The organism is Mycobacterium basiliense (genome assembly GCF_900292015.1).
GTDB classification, from domain to species: domain Bacteria; phylum Actinomycetota; class Actinomycetes; order Mycobacteriales; family Mycobacteriaceae; genus Mycobacterium; species Mycobacterium basiliense.
In genome coordinates this window covers 5480471-5497775 of the sequence record NZ_LR130759.1, presented here as the reverse complement: position 1 = coordinate 5497775, position 17305 = coordinate 5480471, and the positions used below count along the sequence as shown (strand labels likewise).

Below are 17305 nucleotides of genomic sequence, written 5' to 3'. Positions count from 1 at the left end.
ACCCGGAGCACTAGGCTGGATAGCTGTGGAACCGGTATACGGGACTGTCATTCAGCTTGCCCGGTTGACCTGGCGCATTCAGGGGCTCCGGATCACCGTCATGGGTGTGGAAAACATACCGACCACTGGGGGTGCGGTCGTTGCGATCAACCACACCGGATACCTCGACTTCACCTTCGCCGGTTTGCCGGCCTACCTGCAGGGCCGGGGGCGCAAGGTGCGGTTCATGGCCAAGGAGGAGGTGTTCGCCCATAGGGTCACCGGCCCGATCATGCGCAGGCTGCGGCACATCCCGGTGGACCGCCAAGACGGGGCCGCGTCCTACGACGAGGCAGTGCGCCGGCTGAAAGCCGGTGAGCTGGTGGGCGTGTATCCCGAAGCCACGATCAGTCGCAGTTTCGAGATCAAGCAATTCAAGACGGGCGCCGCGCGGATGGCGGTCGAGGCCGGGGTGCCGATCGTTCCGCACATCGTCTGGGGTGCGCAGCGGATCTGGACAAAGGGTTACCCAAAGAAGCTGTTCCGTCCGAAGGTCCCGATCACGGTGGTGGTCGGCGAGCCGATCGAGCCGACGCTGCCCACGCCGGAGCTGAACAATCTGCTGCATTCGCGGATGCAGCACTTGCTGGAACGGGCGCAGGAGCACTACGGACCGCATCCCGCTGGCGAATTCTGGGTGCCGCACAGGCTGGGTGGCGGGGCGCCATCGCTGGCTGAGGCGGCCCGCATGGACGCGCAGGACGCGGCGGAGAAGGCGGCCCGACGGGCTCAACGTGCGCACCCCGCCGGAGCGTCGGAGCAGTGACCGATGGCGGAACCGACGTACCGCATCTTGGAGATCCTGGCTAAGTCGCTGGTACTAGCCACCGGAACCCGGGTCAGCTATGTCGGTGCGGAGAACGTGCCGGACCGGGGTGGTGCGGTGATCTCGATCAACCACACCAGCTATGTCGACTGGCTGCCTGCCGCACTGGCCATGAATCGCCGGCACCGTCGGATGAGGTTCATGATCAAGGCCGAGATGCAGCGGGTGAAGGTGATCAATTTTTTGATCAAGCGCACCAAAACCATCCCGGTCGATCGCGGCGCCGGCGCCGGCGCATACGCCGCAGCGGTGCGGCGGCTACGCGAGGGGGAGCTGGTCGGTGTCTATCCAGAGGCTACAATCAGCCGCAGTTTCGAGCTCAAGGAGTTCAAGACGGGCGCCGCCCGGATGGCGCTGGAGGCAGACGTGCCGATTGTCCCCGTTATTGTTTGGGGTGCTCAGCGGATCTGGACCAAAGACCATCCGAAGCGCATAGGACGCGCCAAGGTGCCGATCACTGTGCAGGTGGGCCCGCCGTTGCAGGCCGCTGGTGACCTCGAGCAGACAGAGGACGCCCTGCGCGCGGCGATGACCAACCTGCTGCACCAGGTACAGCAGGGCTATCCGCAGCCGGCTGGCGAGTATTGGGTGCCGCGGCGGCTGGGCGGCGGAGCGCCGACGCTTGCCGAAGCGGCGCAGATGGACGCAGATGAGGCGGCTGCCAGGGCCGCCAGCCGTACACCGCATCGGTCGCGGTAGCGGGGGAAGGAGAGGTTTGACAAATGGCAGAGCCATTCTTCCGCATGATGGAATTTCTTGTTCCATCAATCGTCGCGGCGAACGGAAACAGGATCACCTACCACGGCCTGGAGAACATTCCTGACAGCGGCGGCGCGTTGATCGCCCTCAACCACACCAGCTATGTGGACTGGATTCCCGCCTCGATCGCCGCCAAAGAGCGTAGGCGGCGGCTGCGTTTCATGATCAAGGCCGAGATGCAGGAAGTGAAAGCGGTCAATTACGTGATCAAGCACGCGCAGTTAATCCCGGTGGACCGCTCGGAGGGGGCCAACGCGTACGCGGTGGCCGTGCAGCGCCTGCGCGAGGGCGAAATAATCGGGTTACACCCGGAGGCGACCATCAGCCGCAGCTTGGAGCTCAGGGAATTCAAGACGGGAGCGGCGCGGATGGCGATAGAAGCGCAGGTGCCGATAGTTCCCATGATCGTCTGGGGCGCACACCGGATTTGGCCCAAGGACCGTCCCAAGAACCTGTTTCGTAACAAGGTTCCCATCACCGTCGCCGTTGGGCCGCCGCTGCAGCCCGGCGAGGATGCGGGCAAGCTCAACGACACGTTGCGCCAAGCGATGGAATCGATGCTCTATCGGGTCCAGGAGGCCTATCCCCACCCCAAGGGGGAGTACTGGGTTCCGCGTCGGCTCGGAGGCTCCGCGCCGACCCCGGAGGAGTCGAAGCAATTTCGGATAGCCGAACTGGCCGAACGAGCGCGCAAGCGCGGTCACGACGGCGTGACGTCCCAGGGCTCAAGCAAAGGCAGGCAGCACTGACCACGCCCGCCAGCTGGCCGGTCAGCCGGCCGGCGCTGATCGCCTGCGACGTCGACGGCACACTGTTAGATGACGACGAAACCGTCACCCCCCGCACCCGCGATGCGGTGCGTGCCGCGGTCGCCGGCGGCGCGACGTTCATCCTGGCGACCGGCCGCCCACCGCGTTGGGTGCGGCCCGTTGTCGATGCGCTCGGCTTCGCGCCGATGGCCGTGTGCGCCAACGGCGCCGTCGTCTACGATCCCGCGACCGACCGGGTGGTATCGGCTCGAACCCTGTCCGTTGACGCGCTGTCCACGTTGGCAGAGGTTGCCAAGCGCGTCATCCCTGGCGCGGGGCTTGCCGTCGAGCGGATCGGCGAGAGCGCTCACGACACGGCGACCCCGCAGTTCGTCAGTTCACCAGGCTATGAGCACGCCTGGCTCAACCCGGACAACACCGAGGTGTCGATCGAAGATCTGCTCAGCACGCCGGCGATCAAACTGCTAATCCGTAAGGCCGGCGCCGCCAGCGCGGAGATGGCGGCGAAACTAGCCAAACATGTTGGCATTGAGGGTGATATCACTTATTCGACCAACAACGGGCTGGTGGAGATCGTCCCGTTGGGCGTGAGCAAGGCCACCGGCGTGGAAGAGATCACCCGGCCGTTAGGAATCGGTGAGGCTGCGGTGCTGGCTTTCGGCGACATGCCCAACGACGTGCCGATGCTGCTGCACGCCGGGATGGGCGTGGCGATGGGTAATGCTCATCCCGAAGCCGTCGCCGCCGCTAACGAAGTCACCGCGCCCAACACCGAGGACGGCGTCGCCAGAGTGTTGGAGCGCTGGTGGCGTTGACCTGGCCGCCGATGACGCCGGCTACGCCGCCGGGGTGATCGCGCTGGCGAGCTGCTGGGGCACGTAGTTGATCACCAGCGGCACCATTCCGGAGAACGGTGTGCCGCCGATGGGTACGTCAATGGTGCCGCCGCCGATCGACCGCAGATCTACCGTTGCCGTAACGGCATGGGGAGGAACGAGAATCCCGTCGATGGGCATGTGCAACACGACCGCTAGGGTCTGGGTGAATGGCTGGGGAAGTGGGACCGGCACCGTCAGATCCAGGACGGAGTGGTTGTTGAGGAAGCCGTTGGCGATGACGGCCGGTGCATCGACGAGGCTGCCGAGCGCTGCGAATCCGTTCCCGGTCGCCAAGGCCTGTTGAATCGCCGTCGCGCTGCTTGCCGCTGCGTACATGGCGGAGACCGGCGCACCCGCCGCCGCGTAGGTGAGCACCAACGGTGTGCCGAACAGCGCGCTGACGTCAACGCCCAGAGGCGACACCCGTAACGTGGCGGTCGCCGAGATGGTGGGGTCGGTCAGCGTTTTGATCATGTTGGCGAAGTTCTGCGACATCTGTCGCGGGATCGATCCGGCAGGCAGCTGGTTGGTCAAGTACTGCGCCTCTTGGCCCGGGATCCCGGCGAGCGTGAAGAGGTGTCCCAGCGGGCCAAGCAGCTTGACGTTCTCGGTCACGCGGAGATTGGGTATGTCAAACACCACGTTGCTGGTATCGACCCCTGTGACGAGAAGATTCGCGTGGGCCTTCGCCAACTCGACTGCTGCGCCGCTGAAATCGCCGGCTAGCAGCGTGTGGAAGGCGAGCTCGAGTCCCGACGAATAGGCGGGTAACCCGGCCATGACCTCGTTAATCGCCGCGCTGAGCTCGGAACCGGCCGTCTGGGCGAAGCCGAGCTGTGTGGCGATGAACTGCTGCAAGTAATACGCCACATCGAAGTTCAAGAGTTGCTGGATGGCGGCTTGAATGGTGGCCGGCAAATTCGCCAGCGCGGCAGGGAAATTCGCAATGGCATTGGCCAGCGCCACTGCCAGTTGCTGACCGTAGACTTGCTGGTTGGCGATGATCTGGCTGAGCAGCGGGAACGGGCGTGCCGCCCAGGCACTGCCGAGCGATTGCAGGTTCGCGGCAGTGTTGGCAAAGAGCTGTTGGTATGCGCCGCCGGGAAGCGGAGCGGCGGCCGCGCTGGACGCTGACAACCCGCTTACCAGCGCCGCCCCGAATCGTCGCAATGCCGGTGCGCCCGCAATGGCCCCGGAGGCGGCTTGAATCTCTGCCCCGATCTGACCGGACATCAGCCCGCTGGCCGGCCCGGACGCCAGATTCTGTTCGGCGTTGGCGATCTCGGCGTTGAGGTATGCCGTCGCCCCGCCATTCAACAGGTCCACAAAGTCGGCATGAAATGCCGCCGCCTGGGAACTGATGGCTTGAAACTCCTGCCCGAACGTGCCGAACAGCTGCGAGATTGCAATCGAAACTTCGTCCGCGGCGGCCGTTGCGACTTGGGTCGTGGGGCCCACTGCCGCTGCGACCGCGTTCTCGATCGTCGAGCCGATTTGCGCCAGGTTCCCGGCGGCAGCCGTGACCATCTCCGGCGCCGTGACCACAAATGACACGTTGGTTCCTTTCCGTGCAGATCCCGAGACCTCGCGATCAGCAATGGGAATGGAGCGTAGTGTTACGCGGCCCGATTGCGCCGAAGATTCGACGCCGCGAACTGTGGACTGTGAACAGTGCACAGGTTGCTGTGAATAGTGCACAGACGTCAAGCCATGGATTTCCACCGTGTGGGCCGAACCGCCGCGCGAAAGGCCGACCATTTCGCCAACCGTATGGCGGCCAGAGACGAGTCCTTCACCGGCCCAGGCCAATTCGCCTGACCTCGGTTGCTCAGGGGATCGGGTGTTTCGGCAGCGAGAAGTGTTCGGGCGGAATCATGGGGCCGCTCGGGGGTTTGGTCGCCAATGGAGTTGTGATTCCATCGACGACTTCGGTTATGTTGCCGGTGAGCCGTTCAAAGTTGAGCACACCATGCTGGAAATTCTGGGTGATCCGCAGGGGCTCTTGGATTTCCGCGCTGGTCGGCAGCCCAAGCGGGCCGCGTTCATAGCTCAGCGCGGCCCACGCGTCGTAGATCGCGCCGGTGACGGGCTGGGCGCCGGTGTCGGAAGACCAGTACATGGCACCTTTGGCGAAGGTTGAATAGCGTGCTGTGCCAGCGGCTTCGGCCTCGGGCGAGGTTGGTGCGCCCAGCACGCTGTTCATCCCGCCCAGCGCTAGCCAACGCTCGTAGATTGCGCCACCTTCCAGTGACTTAAGCAGCTCCTCTGGGGGATCATTGAAATGCGCTGCAATGTCTCGAATTTCGTCCATCAAGGCGTAGGCGGCGTTGCCGGGGCAGTCGGTGTTGCCCACATCGCGGTGGGTGAAGATGGCCGGCAGTTTCGCAATTGCGCCACCCGGATAGGTGGTGTATGAACTGCCCGTCGACTCGAGTTCCACCATGCCCCTTGGGTCTACATCGGCTAGGCCTAGTCGCCAGCCGAGCAGGCGGCCGACGGTCCGGATCTGGATCGGGGTGGGCGCGACGTCATCGAAATTGCCGATCATCGCCACGCCCCATGTGTCGCGGTTGAAACCGCCGGTGTGAAACCCTTCCACCGGTTTGGTGAGCCCGCCGGCGCCGCCCTCGAACACCTGGCCGTACTTGTCAACCAGAGCGTTGTATGCGATGTCGCACCAACCCAATGTCTTGCTGTGATAGGTGTAGATCGCCTTGACAATTCCTGCTGATTCCAGCGGAGAGTAGTCATTGCTGCCGGCGGTGTGGTGGATCACCGCGGCGCGGACGGCCCGGTCGTATTGGGGGCTTTCGCAGCGCAGTGACTCGTCGGCTCCCCACTCCGCACGGCTAATGATGGGCGGTGCCTGGCCGGGCATGGTGACCCCCGTCGGCGGTGTCCAATGTGTTCCGGCGGGTGCCTGCGGCGGCGAGATCAGGATCGCCGAGATGTTCTGCCCGAATGGTTGTTCCTTGGTGGCCGGGCGGTACCCGAGGTCGGCGGGGTCGGACTGGGCCGCAGGCGGTGGCTGGGTCAGCGGCGCATCGATCGGGCGGGTGACCGCGATCTGGATCGTGGTGGTGCTGCCGACAAACGTTGGGACGGTGCTGCGCGGCTGCTCGGCGGGTCCGGTCGGGTTTGGCATGTCCTGGTCGGGTGCGGCGGTCTCATACTCGGTCTGATACCAAGGGCCCCACGATCCGTCGGGACGTTTGGCGCGCACCCGCGTCGAGGTGCCGGCGAGGTCGCCGGTCAGCGCGACCAGGGAAAATGGTGTGTCCTGGCTGAGTTCGCGCACCGTGACGCCCCCGCCCAGGCCGACCAGCGGCTGCTCGACGAGGCGGGTGTCCTGAGCCGGCGGTCGCTCATGGGTGCTGTTGGGAGGACGGGTCAGCACCCACGAGACGATGACCACCGTCGCCGCGATAGCGGTGAGCAACATCGTCGGTGCGCGGCTGCGGGACGGCACCAGCCGATGTTACTTGTGTGTCTAATGTTTCTGATGAGGCGACACGGTATTTGCCAGGAAAACTTGTCGACGACACCGCAGAGGTTGATTGGCTGGGCGGGGTTTCGGGGATTCGAGTCCAGCGCATCTCTGCGGTGCCGTCGGGTGACAGGTCCTTGGGCCGCCGGGTGCCTTAGACCGGCGGCACCGCTGCCGCGGCGGCCGGTGCGGCGGCCGCCGGTGCGGCAGCCACTGGGGCCGCCGCCGCCGGTGCGGCCGGTACCGCGGGCACCGCGGGCACCGCAGGCAACTCGGGGGTGGCGGCTGCCGGTGCGGCCGCGCCGCCGCTCTGCACGGCTTGCATGATCGAGGGCATCAGCACGCCCTTGAGCAAGTCGATCGCCTGGCCGGCGCCCAACTGATTCGCGGCCTGCATCACGTCGTTGAGGAGTCCGCCCCCACCGCCGGTGCTCCCCAGGCCGGTGCCGGCGCCGGAGCCGATCGGGCTGGTCGCGGGCCCGTAGCCAAGGGTCGGATCACCCAGAATCGGATAGGTGCCGTCGGCTCCCGGGTCCAGTGCGGCCGGGGTCGTGATGGGAATCTCGTTGGCGCCCCCGAGTGCGGGATCCAGGCCCGTCGGACTGGTCAGGCCCGGCGCCAGCCCGGTCGGGCTGGTCAGTGCCGGGTTGACTCCGGCTCCCGGCGTCGGCGAGATTGTGGTGCCAGGCAGGGCCAGCGATCCTGGCGTCGAGGGTGTCAGTCCGGGTGTAGTCAGGCCCGGACTGGTCAGGCCCGGACTGGTCAGGCCCGGACTGGTCAGACCCGGACTGGTCAGACCCGGACTGGTCAGACCCGGACTGGTCAGACCCGGACCGGCGAGGCCGGGGTCATAGAGTCCCGGACCGGTCAGTCCCGGGCTGGTCATGCCCGTGGCGCCACTGCCGGTCAGGCTCGGCACCGGCGGCAGGTTGATCCCAAAGGACGACAATCCCTGCGATAGGGCCGTCATCAGCTCGGTGGGCAGGTCGGCCACACTGGCCGCACGCACAAAGTCGTGGTGCTCGGTCGGTTTGGCGTCTTCGGTCGATTCGTAGACAAGAAAGTATGCACATGGACTCGCAACTGCCAGGGCGGCGACCGCGCTCATGGCTGTAGAGAGCTTGCGTCGGCGTCGATTCGGCACGGAAGTCTCCTCAATCTGGACTACTCAAAAGGACTGCGCGTTGCGTCGGTTCGTTGCGTCCGTCGTCGACGGCAATAAACCCACACGCTCGATGGTACGAGTGAGGCTTGTGTGACTAGCGTGGTTATATCGAATCGTGAGGCAATCGCTACCAAAGGTGCGACATTCGAACAACGGCCCTCGCCGCTGTCGCCCGCGTGGCCGAAACTCGAGGTAACCCTGTTGCTGCGCGGCTGCTGGGCGCCGCCAAATCGGGTTTTGCTAGCAAGGTCGGATACCCTAGGCAACCGATGACCGCACGTTTCGACCTCTTTGTCGTCGGCTCCGGATTTTTCGGCCTGACGATTGCCGAGCGCGTGGCTAGCCAACTCGACAAGCGCGTCCTGGTAGTCGAGCGGCGCCCGCATGTCGGCGGCAATGCGTATTCCGAACCCGAGCCGCAGACCGGGATCGAAGTCCACAAATACGGTGCGCATCTGTTTCACACCTCCAATAAGAAGGTGTGGGACTACGTGCGGCAGTTCACCGAATTCACCGACTACCAGCACCGGGTGTTCGCCATGTACCGCGGACAGGCCTACCAGTTCCCGATGGGTCTTGGCCTGGTCTCGCAGTTCTTCGGCAAGTATTTCACTCCCGATCAAGCTCGCCAGCTGATCACCGAACAAGCCGCTGAGATCGATACCGGCGACGCGCAGAACCTTGAAGAGAAGGCGATCTCGCTGATCGGCCGACCGCTCTACGAGGCGTTCGTCAAGGGTTACACCGCCAAGCAGTGGCAGACCGACCCCGTCAAGTTGCCGGCTTCGGTCATCAGTCGCCTTCCGGTGCGCTACACGTTTGACAACCGGTACTTCAACGACGCCTATGAAGGTTTGCCGGTCGATGGCTACACCGCCTGGCTGACCAAGATGGCCGCCGACGACCGCATCGAGGTCCGGCTGGACACCGACTGGTTCGACGTGCGCGACGAACTGCGCGCGGCCAATCCAGACGCCCCGGTGGTGTACACCGGGCCGCTGGACCGCTATTTCGACTACGTCGACGGTCGGCTGGGTTGGCGCACCCTTGACTTTGAGGTAGAAGTTCTGCCGACCGGTGACTTTCAGGGCACACCGGTGATGAACTACAACGATCTCGACGTCCCCTACACCCGCATCCACGAGTTCCGGCACTTTCACCCCGAGCGCGACTATCCCACGGACAAGACGGTGATCATGCGGGAGTACTCCCGGTTCGCCGAGGATGACGACGAGCCCTACTATCCGATCAACACCGAGGCCGACCGCGCCCTGTTGGCCGCCTATCGGGCCAGGGCGAAGTCCGAGACCGCGTCATCGAAGGTACTTTTCGGCGGGCGCTTGGGCACCTATCAATATCTGGATATGCACATGGCCATTGCCAGCGCCCTGAACATGTACGAAAACGTCCTCGCGCCACACCTGCGCGACGGTAGACCGCTGGCCGAACCGCCGGCAGAGGAGAGTGCCCGCTCATGAGTGCTGTGAGCCTGCTGTCCCGAATTATCCTGCCGCGTCCAGGCGAGCCCCTCGACGTGCGCAAGCTGTATCTGGAGGAATCGACCACCAACGCCAAACGCGCCCACGCGACCAGCCGCACCTCGCTGCAGGTGGGCCCGGAGTCCGAAGTGTCGTTCGCCACCTACTTCAATGCGTTCCCGGCCAGCTATTGGCGACGCTGGTCGATCTGCACATCCGTGGTGTTGCGCGTCGAACTGGCCGGGGCCGGACGCGTCGACGTCTATCGAACCAAGGCCACCGGAGCGCGCATCTTCGTCGAGGGTCGCGCCTTCGCCGGTGCCGAAGACAATCCGGCGGTGCTGGAAATCGAGGTGGCACTGCAGCCGTTCGAGGACGGCGGGTGGATCTGGTTCGACATCACCACCGACACCGCGGTCACCCTGCTCAGCGGCGGTTGGTATGCGACCATCCCCGCTCCGGGCACGGCCAACATCGCCGTGGGTATCCCGACCTTCAATCGCCCCGGGGACTGTGTCAACGCGTTGCGCGAACTCACCGCGGACCCGCGAGTCGATGAGGTGGTCGGCGCGGTGATCGTGCCTGACCAAGGCACCCGCAAAGTGCGGGACCATCCGGACTTCCCGGACGCGGCCGCGCGATTAGGTGTCCGGCTCTCTATCCATGACCAGCCCAACCTGGGCGGGTCCGGAGGTTACAGCCGGGTGATGTATGAGGCGTTGAAAAACACCGACTGCCAGCAGATCCTGTTCATGGACGACGACATCCGCATCGAACCGGACTCGATCCTGCGGGTGCTGGCGATGCATCGCTTCGCCAAGGCGCCGATGCTGGTGGGTGGGCAGATGCTCAACCTGCAGGAGCCCTCGCACCTGCACATCATGGGCGAAGTGGTGAACCGGGCGAACTTCATGTGGACCGCGGCGTCGCACGCCGAATACGACCACGATTTCGCCGAATACCCGTTGAACGACAACGAGGACAAGAGCAAGCTGCTGCACCGGCGCATCGATGTCGACTACAACGGTTGGTGGACCTGCATGATCCCGCGGCAGGTCGCCGAGGAACTGGGACAGCCACTGCCGTTGTTCATCAAATGGGACGACGCCGACTACGGTCTGCGGGCCGCCGAGCACGGATATCCCACCGTCACGCTGCCCGGCGCCGCGGTCTGGCATATGGCCTGGAGCGACAAGGACGATGCCATCGACTGGCAGGCCTATTTCCATCTGCGCAACCGGCTGGTGGTCGCGGCGATGCACTGGGACGGTGACATTGCCGGCCTGGTCCGCAGTCACCTCAAGGCGACCCTGAAACACCTTGCCTGCCTGGAATATTCGACGGTGGAAATTCAGAACAAGGCCATTGACGACTTCCTAGCTGGGCCGGAGCACATCTTCTCCATCCTGGAATCGGCGCTGCCGGAAGTGCATCGCATCCGTAAGGGCTATCCCGATGCGGTGGTGCTGCCCGCCGCCAGCGAGCTGCCGGCACCGCGGCACAAGAACATCGTGAACAAGCCGCCGACTAACCCGGTGACGATCGGTTATCGACTGGCTCGCGGCATCTGGCACAACCTCAAGATCGCCGACACCGCCCATCATGTGCGCCCCGAGTTCAACGTGCCGACCCAGGACGCGCGTTGGTTTCGGTTGTGCACGGTCGACGGCGTTACCGTCACCACCGCCGACGGGTGTGGTGTGGTCTACCGGCAGCGCGATCGAGCCAAGATGTTCGCGTTGCTCTGGCAATCGCTGCGCCGTCAACGCCAGCTCGCGCGCCGGTTCGATGAGATGCGGCGGGCCTACCGCGAGGCGTTGCCCGCGCTGTCCAGCAAGGAGAAGTGGGAAACGGCGCTGCTCCCGGCCGCGAACCAAGAGTCAGAACATGCCTGACCCGGCAGCGCCGCCGCGCGGCGAGGTTGCCGCGATAGTGGCCGTTCAGTCGGCGCTGGCCGACCGCCCGGGGGTACTGGCCACGGCACAAGGGCTTTCCCACTTTGGCGAGCACAGCATCGGCTGGGTGGCGGTGGCCGCGCTTGGTGCGATCTTCTCGCCGCGGCGGCGCCGCGAATGGGTGGTCACCGGGCTGGGTGCCTTCGCCGCGCATGCGGCCGCCGTACTGGTCAAACGGCTGGTGCGACGAAAGCGGCCGCATCATCCGGCCGTCGAGGTCAACGTCGGCACGCCCAGTCAATTGAGCTTCCCGTCGGCGCACGCCACCTCAACCACGGCTGCGGCCATTCTGATGAGCAGGGCGTCCGGGCTGCCCACCGGAATGGGCGCCGCGGCGCTGGTGGCCCCGATGGCGCTGTCGCGAATCCTGCTCGGCGTGCACTATCCCAGCGACGTTGCCACCGGTGCGGTGCTCGGTGCCGGTGTCGCGGCCGCTGCGGCCCGACTCGACGCGGGCTGGACAAAAAGGCTGGATAAGAGGGGCTCGACAAGAGGTATGTCGGTATGAGTGAAGACGTGGTGATCGGCCCTCCGACGAACCTGGTCGCCGGCGTGATCAAAGCCATGCGCCCGCGGCAGTGGGTGAAAAACGTGCTCGTGCTGGCGGCGCCGGTGGCCGCGGCGGGCCGCGGCGTCCGCTACGACTACTTCGAGGTGCTGACCAAGGTTTCGGTGGCCTTCGCGGTGTTCAGCCTGGCGGCCTCGGCGGTGTACCTGATCAACGACGTGCGCGACGTTGAGGCCGATCGCGAGCATCCCACCAAGAGGTTTCGCCCGATCGCAGCTGGAGTGGTGCCCGAATGGCTGGCCTATGCATTGTCGGCGGTGTTGGCTGTGGCCTCGCTGGGCATTGCGTGGTGGCTGACCCCGAATCTGGCGTTGGTGATGGCCGTCTACCTGGTCATGCAACTGGGGTACTGCTTCGGCCTCAAGCATCAAGCGGTAATCGACATCTGCATCGTGTCGTCGGCGTATCTGATCCGCGCCATCGCCGGCGGCGCGGCCACCGATATTCCGCTGTCGCAGTGGTTCTTGTTGACGGCGGCTTTCGGGTCGTTGTTCATGGTGGCCGGTAAGCGCTATGCGGAGCTGCAACTGGCCGAGCGCACCGGCGCCGCGATCCGCAAGTCGCTGGAAAGCTATACCAGCACCTACCTGCGGTTTGTCTGGACGCTATCGGCCACGGCGGTGGTGGTGTGCTACGGGCTGTGGGCGTTCGAGCGGGACCGCTACTCGGGGTCGTGGTTTGCGGTGTCGATGGTGCCGTTCACCATCGCGATCCTGCGTTACGCGGTCGACGTCGACGGCGGGCTCGCCGGAGAGCCCGAAGAGATTGCGCTGCGGGACCGCGTCCTGCAGCTGCTGGCACTGGCATGGATAGGAACAGTTGGGGCCGCTGTTGCCTTCAGCTAGCTCCAAACTCAAGGTGTTGCAGGCCAGTGCGCTGGCCCGCCGGCCGGCACCACGACCGGCCAGGTGGCCGCTGTTTCCTTACGACACGGTGGTCCGGGTCAGCCTGTGGATCAGCGTGGCGGTGGTCGCCGCGCTCTTCGGCTGGGGCGCTTGGCAACGCCGCTGGATCGCCGATGACGGCCTGATCGTGCTGCGCACGGTGCGCAATCTGCTGGCCGGCAATGGGCCGGTGTTCAACATGGGCGAGCGGGTGGAGGCGAACACCTCGACGGCGTGGACCTTCCTGCTGTATGCCGCCAGCTGGGTGGGTGGGCCAATGCGGCTGGAGTACGTGGCGCTGGCCGTCGCCTTGACGCTGTCGGTGCTGGGCGTGGCGCTGCTGATGCTGGGAACGGGCCGGCTGTACGCACCGAGCCTGCGCGGTCGCCGCGCCATCATGTTGCCCGCCGGGGCGTTGGTCTACATCGCGGTGCCGCCAGCACGTGACTTCGCCACGTCCGGCCTCGAGAGCGGTCTGGTCCTGGCATATCTCGGGTTGCTGTGGTGGATGATGGTCTGCTGGTCCCAACCGCTGCGGGCTCGCCCGCACGGCCGTGCATTCATCGGTGCGCTGGCGTTCGTCGCAGGATTCAGCGTTCTGGTCCGCCCGGAACTGGCGCTGATCGGCGGGCTGGCGCTGATCATGATGATGATCGCCGCCCGCAATTGGCGTCGCCGGGCGCTGATCGTTGTGGCCGGCGGCTTGCTGCCCGTCGCCTACCAGATCTTCCGGATGGGCTACTACGCATTGCTGGTGCCCGGCACCGCTCTGGCCAAGGACGCCGCCGGCGACAAGTGGTCACAAGGCATGATCTACCTCTCGAACTTCAACCGACCGTACGCCTTATGGATCCCGGTGGTGCTGTTGGTGCCGTTGGGATTGGTGCTGATGCTGGCGCGCCGCCGGCCGTCGTTCCTGCGTCCGGTGTTGGCGCCGGACTATGGCCGGCTGGCGAAAGCGGTGCAAAGCCCCGCCGCGGTGGTGGCGTTCATGGTCGTCAGCGGCCTACTCCAAGCGCTGTACTGGATTCGACAAGGCGGCGATTTCATGCACGGCAGAGTGCTGCTGGCGCCGCTATTTTGTTTGCTGGCTCCGGTGGCGGTGATCCCCGTGGTCATACCCGACGGCAAGGACTACTCGCGGGAGACCGGGTACTGGCTGGCCGGTGCGGTCAGCCTGCTGTGGCTGGGCGTAGCGGGGTGGTCAGTGTGGGCGGCGAACTCGCCGGGGATGGGCGATGATGCCACTCACGTCACCTACTCAGGAATCGTCGACGAGCGCCGTTTCTACGCTCAGGCCACCGGACACGCGCACCCCGTGACCGCCGCCGACTACCTGGACTACCCGCGAATGGCGGCCATCCTGACGGCAATAGACAACACCCCCGAGGGCGCGTTGCTGCTGCCCTCTGGCAATTACACGCAGTGGGACCTGGTGCCGATGATCCGGCCGGGAACGGCACCGGGCATCCCCGCCAGCCAAAAGCCGCAGCACACGGTGTTTTTTACGAACTTGGGCATGGTTGGCATGAACGTCGGGCTAGACGTCAGGGTGTTGGACCAGATCGGGCTGGCCAACCCGCTGGCCGCGCACACCGAGCGGCTGAAGCACGGGCGGATCGGTCACGACAAGAACCTCTTCCCGGACTGGGTGATTGCCGACGGACCCTGGGTGAAGTGGTATCCCGGTGTGCCGGCCTACCTCGATCCGCAATGGGTGGCGCAAGCCGAGGCCGCGCTACGGTGCCCCGCCACCGAGGCGGTGTTGAACTCGGTACGGGCGCCGATGACTTTGCATCGGTTTGTCTCCAACGTGCTGCACTCCTTCGAGTTCACCCGGTACCGGATCAACCGGGTTCCGCTCTTCGAGCTGATCAGGTGCGGGCTGGACGTGCCCGACGTGCCACCGGCGCCGCCCCGGGAGTGATTTGGGGTGAATTTCAGCCGGATTCGGTGCCCCAGGCGGGCCCTGCGGCAGCCAATTTTCACGAATCTCATCGCCGCGCGCGCCGGCACCGCCCCCCGCCCAGCCGCATACTGACAGCAACATCACATTTGAGTCCTCACCAGCGGGCACCGCACCGCGGGCACATGCGGAAACGCCTCTTCAGGCCGTCCTGCGGGAACGAGCAATCACGCCGAATCGGCCCTCTGTAACGCTTTTGGCGCGCCGCTCGATGAGAGATCCGTGTCGAAGTTGTGGTTGACTACACGGGCACTGCGGCGTCCAGCGCACGCAGTCCGACCTAGTTGATGATGCGCCCAATCCACCGGATGCGCAGAAAAATGATGAGGTGAGGAAGCTAAGGATGAAGCTTGTTGACAGGTTTCGTGGCGCCTTGACGGGTATGCCGCGCCGACTCATGGTGGGAGCCGTTGGTGCGGCCCTGCTGTCGGGTCTGGTCGGTGTCCTGGACGTCACTGGCGGCTCGGCGACCGCGAGTGCGTTCTCGCGGCCGGGACTGCCGGTGGAGTACCTGCAGGTGCCGTCGGCGGCGATGGGCCGCGACATCAAGGTCCAGTTCCAAAGCGGCGGGGCCAACTCGCCGGCGCTGTACCTGCTCGACGGTATGCGCGCCCAGGACGACTTCAATGGCTGGGACATCAACACCCCGGCGTTCGAGTGGTACTACCAGTCCGGCCTTTCGGTGGTCATGCCGGTCGGTGGGCAGTCGAGCTTCTACTCCGACTGGTACAACCCGGCCTGCGGTAAGGCGGGCTGCACCACCTACAAGTGGGAGACCTTCCTGACGAGCGAGTTGCCGCAGTACCTGTCGGCCAACAAGAGCGTCAAGCCCACCGGTAGCGCCGCAGTCGGTCTGTCGATGGCCGGATCGTCGGCGTTGATCCTGGCGGCTTACCACCCCAACCAGTTCGTCTACGCCGGCTCGCTGTCGGCGCTGCTGGACCCGTCGCAGGCGATGGGCCCGTCGCTGATCGGCTTGGCCATGGGCGACGCGGGCGGCTACAAGGCCTCCGACATGTGGGGACCCAAGGATGACCCGGCGTGGGCGCGCAACGACCCGACGCTGCAGGTCGGCAAGCTGGTCGCCAACAACACCCGTATCTGGGTGTACTGCGGTAACGGCAAGCCGTCCGACCTGGGTGGCGACAACCTGCCGGCGAAGTTCCTAGAGGGCTTCGTGCGGACCAGCAACTTGAAGTTCCAGACCGCCTACAACGCCGCTGGTGGTCACAACGCGGTGTGGAATTTCGACGACAACGGTACCCACAGCTGGGAGTACTGGGGCGCGCAGCTCAACGCTATGAAGCCTGACCTGCAGCGCACCCTGGGTGCTACGCCGAACACCGGCTCCACCCAGGGCGCCTAGACGATAGCTAGGCGTCACCAAAGCACGCGATTGACGGCGGCGGCCCTTCGGGGTCGCCGCCGTCAATCGTTTCCGGCGTTATCTCCTCTTTATCCCGTCGTATCCGGTGTGGTTAGCTACCTGCGGGCCGGGCCTTGCTGTGAGCACGCAGCGATACACGATGGAGGTGGACATGAGGGGTCTGTCGGTGCTGCTACGGCTGCTCTGCATTGCCGTGCTGTCAATCGCGTCGGGTGGTGTCACGGTAGCGGCGGGGTCCCTCGGTAAGGCCAACGCGGCCCCGTACGAGACGCTGATGGTGCCGTCGGGCGCCATGGGCCGTGACATCCCGGTGGCCTTCCTGGGCGGCGGGCCGCACGCCGTGTATCTGCTGGATGCTTTCGACGCTGCCCCCGAGGTCAGCAACTGGGTGACCGCGGGCAATGCGATGGGCACCCTGGCCGGTAAGGGAATTTCGGTGGTGGCGCCGGCCGGTGGCGCCTACAGCATGTACACCGACTGGGAGCAGGACGGCAGCAAGCAGTGGGACACCTTCCTGTCCCGCGAGCTACCCGACTGGCTGGCGGCCAACAAGGGCTTGGCACCGGGTGGCCATGGTGCGGTAGGTGCGGCGCAGGGCGGCTATGCCGCGATGGCGCTGGCCGCCTTCCACCCCGACCGGTTCGGTTTCGCCGGTTCGCTCTCGGGCTTCCTGTATCCGTCGAGTACCTCGTCGAACGGGGCGATCCTGGCCGGCCTGCAGCAATTCGGTGGCGTGGACGGCAACGGAATGTGGGGCGCCCCACAGTTGGGCCGGTGGAAGTGGCACGACCCGTGGGTGCATGCGGCCTTGCTGGCGCAGAACAACACCCGAGTGTGGGTTTGGAGTCCGACCAACACCGGGGCCAGCAATCCGGCCGCGATGATCGGTCAGGCCGGCGAGGCGATGGGCAGCAGCCGGTCGTTCTACCAGCAATATCGCAACGTCGGTGGGCACAATGGCCACTTTGATTTTCCCGGTGGCGGTGACAACGGATGGGGTTCGTGGTCGGCGCAACTGGGCGCGATGTCGGGCGATATCGTCGGCGCCATTCGGTAACCGGGTGACGGTGCGGTCGGCGTAGTGGCCGCGCGCGACGGATGCTGAGGCGCCGCGGGCGGGATCGGACGCTGGGGCGAGCCGGT

The 17305-nt window shown here is 65.4% G+C and carries 14 protein-coding genes; 11 read left to right on the top strand and 3 right to left on the bottom strand.

All coding sequences use genetic code 11. The annotated features are described in order from the left end of the window. Nucleotides 1-25 precede the first annotated feature (25 nt). The 4 genes from MB901379_RS23360 to MB901379_RS23345 are packed head-to-tail and all read left to right on the top strand — an operon-like array spanning nt 26 to nt 3209. Nucleotides 26-805: a lysophospholipid acyltransferase family protein gene (locus MB901379_RS23360; RefSeq protein WP_158018759.1), complete on the top strand. Its 780-nt coding sequence runs from the start codon at nt 26-28 to the stop codon at nt 803-805. A gap of 3 nt (nt 806-808) precedes the next feature. Further along, on the top strand, nt 809-1564 hold the full coding sequence (locus MB901379_RS23355; protein WP_158018758.1) for a lysophospholipid acyltransferase family protein: 756 nt from the start codon (nt 809-811) through the stop codon (nt 1562-1564). A gap of 23 nt (nt 1565-1587) precedes the next feature. Continuing rightward, entirely contained in the window at nt 1588-2373 is a 786-nt protein-coding gene (locus MB901379_RS23350; protein ID WP_158018757.1) for a lysophospholipid acyltransferase family protein, read from the top strand. Next, nucleotides 2370-3209 (top strand): HAD family hydrolase, encoded by an 840-nt coding sequence (locus MB901379_RS23345; protein ID WP_158019404.1) that lies wholly within the window; start codon nt 2370-2372, stop codon nt 3207-3209. The genes MB901379_RS23350 and MB901379_RS23345 overlap by 4 nt, the downstream gene beginning before the upstream one ends. A gap of 21 nt (nt 3210-3230) precedes the next feature. On the opposite strand, the gene MB901379_RS23340 is transcribed toward MB901379_RS23345, so the two are convergent. The 3 genes from MB901379_RS23340 to MB901379_RS23330 all read right to left on the bottom strand — a co-directional run bounded on the left by MB901379_RS23340 (nt 3231) and on the right by MB901379_RS23330 (nt 7903). After that, nucleotides 3231-4826, bottom strand: a complete 1596-nt coding sequence (locus MB901379_RS23340; RefSeq protein WP_158018756.1) for a PE family protein — start codon at nt 4824-4826, stop codon at nt 3231-3233. Nucleotides 4827-5100: 274 nt separating this feature from the next. After that, on the bottom strand, nt 5101-6741 hold the full coding sequence (locus tag MB901379_RS23335; protein WP_197717848.1) for an LGFP repeat-containing protein: 1641 nt from the start codon (nt 6739-6741) through the stop codon (nt 5101-5103). A 172-nt stretch (nt 6742-6913) separates the two neighbouring features. Further along, entirely contained in the window at nt 6914-7903 is a 990-nt protein-coding gene (locus tag MB901379_RS23330; protein ID WP_158018755.1) for a hypothetical protein, read from the bottom strand. Nucleotides 7904-8193: 290 nt separating this feature from the next. Between MB901379_RS23330 and glf the strand changes: the two genes are divergently transcribed. The 7 genes from glf to MB901379_RS23295 all read left to right on the top strand — a co-directional run bounded on the left by glf (nt 8194) and on the right by MB901379_RS23295 (nt 17219). Further along, nucleotides 8194-9402, top strand: coding sequence for a UDP-galactopyranose mutase (gene glf, locus MB901379_RS23325; protein WP_158018754.1), 1209 nt, complete (start codon nt 8194-8196; stop codon nt 9400-9402). Further along, nucleotides 9399-11297, top strand: a complete 1899-nt coding sequence (locus MB901379_RS23320; RefSeq protein WP_158018753.1) for a glycosyltransferase — start codon at nt 9399-9401, stop codon at nt 11295-11297. The genes glf and MB901379_RS23320 overlap by 4 nt, the downstream gene beginning before the upstream one ends. Beyond that, nucleotides 11290-11865, top strand: coding sequence for a phosphatase PAP2 family protein (locus MB901379_RS23315; protein ID WP_158018752.1), 576 nt, complete (start codon nt 11290-11292; stop codon nt 11863-11865). The genes MB901379_RS23320 and MB901379_RS23315 overlap by 8 nt, the downstream gene beginning before the upstream one ends. Next, on the top strand, nt 11862-12770 hold the full coding sequence (locus MB901379_RS23310; RefSeq protein ID WP_158018751.1) for a decaprenyl-phosphate phosphoribosyltransferase: 909 nt from the start codon (nt 11862-11864) through the stop codon (nt 12768-12770). The genes MB901379_RS23315 and MB901379_RS23310 overlap by 4 nt, the downstream gene beginning before the upstream one ends. An 88-nt stretch (nt 12771-12858) precedes the next feature. Then, nucleotides 12859-14736 (top strand): terminal beta-(1->2)-arabinofuranosyltransferase, encoded by a 1878-nt coding sequence (aftB, locus tag MB901379_RS23305; RefSeq protein WP_158019402.1) that lies wholly within the window; start codon nt 12859-12861, stop codon nt 14734-14736. Between the two features lie 382 nt (nt 14737-15118). After that, nucleotides 15119-16141, top strand: a complete 1023-nt coding sequence (ag85A, locus tag MB901379_RS23300; protein WP_158018750.1) for a diacylglycerol acyltransferase/mycolyltransferase Ag85A — start codon at nt 15119-15121, stop codon at nt 16139-16141. A 172-nt stretch (nt 16142-16313) separates the two neighbouring features. Further along, entirely contained in the window at nt 16314-17219 is a 906-nt protein-coding gene (locus tag MB901379_RS23295) for an esterase family protein (RefSeq protein ID WP_158018749.1), read from the top strand. Nucleotides 17220-17305 lie beyond the last annotated feature (86 nt).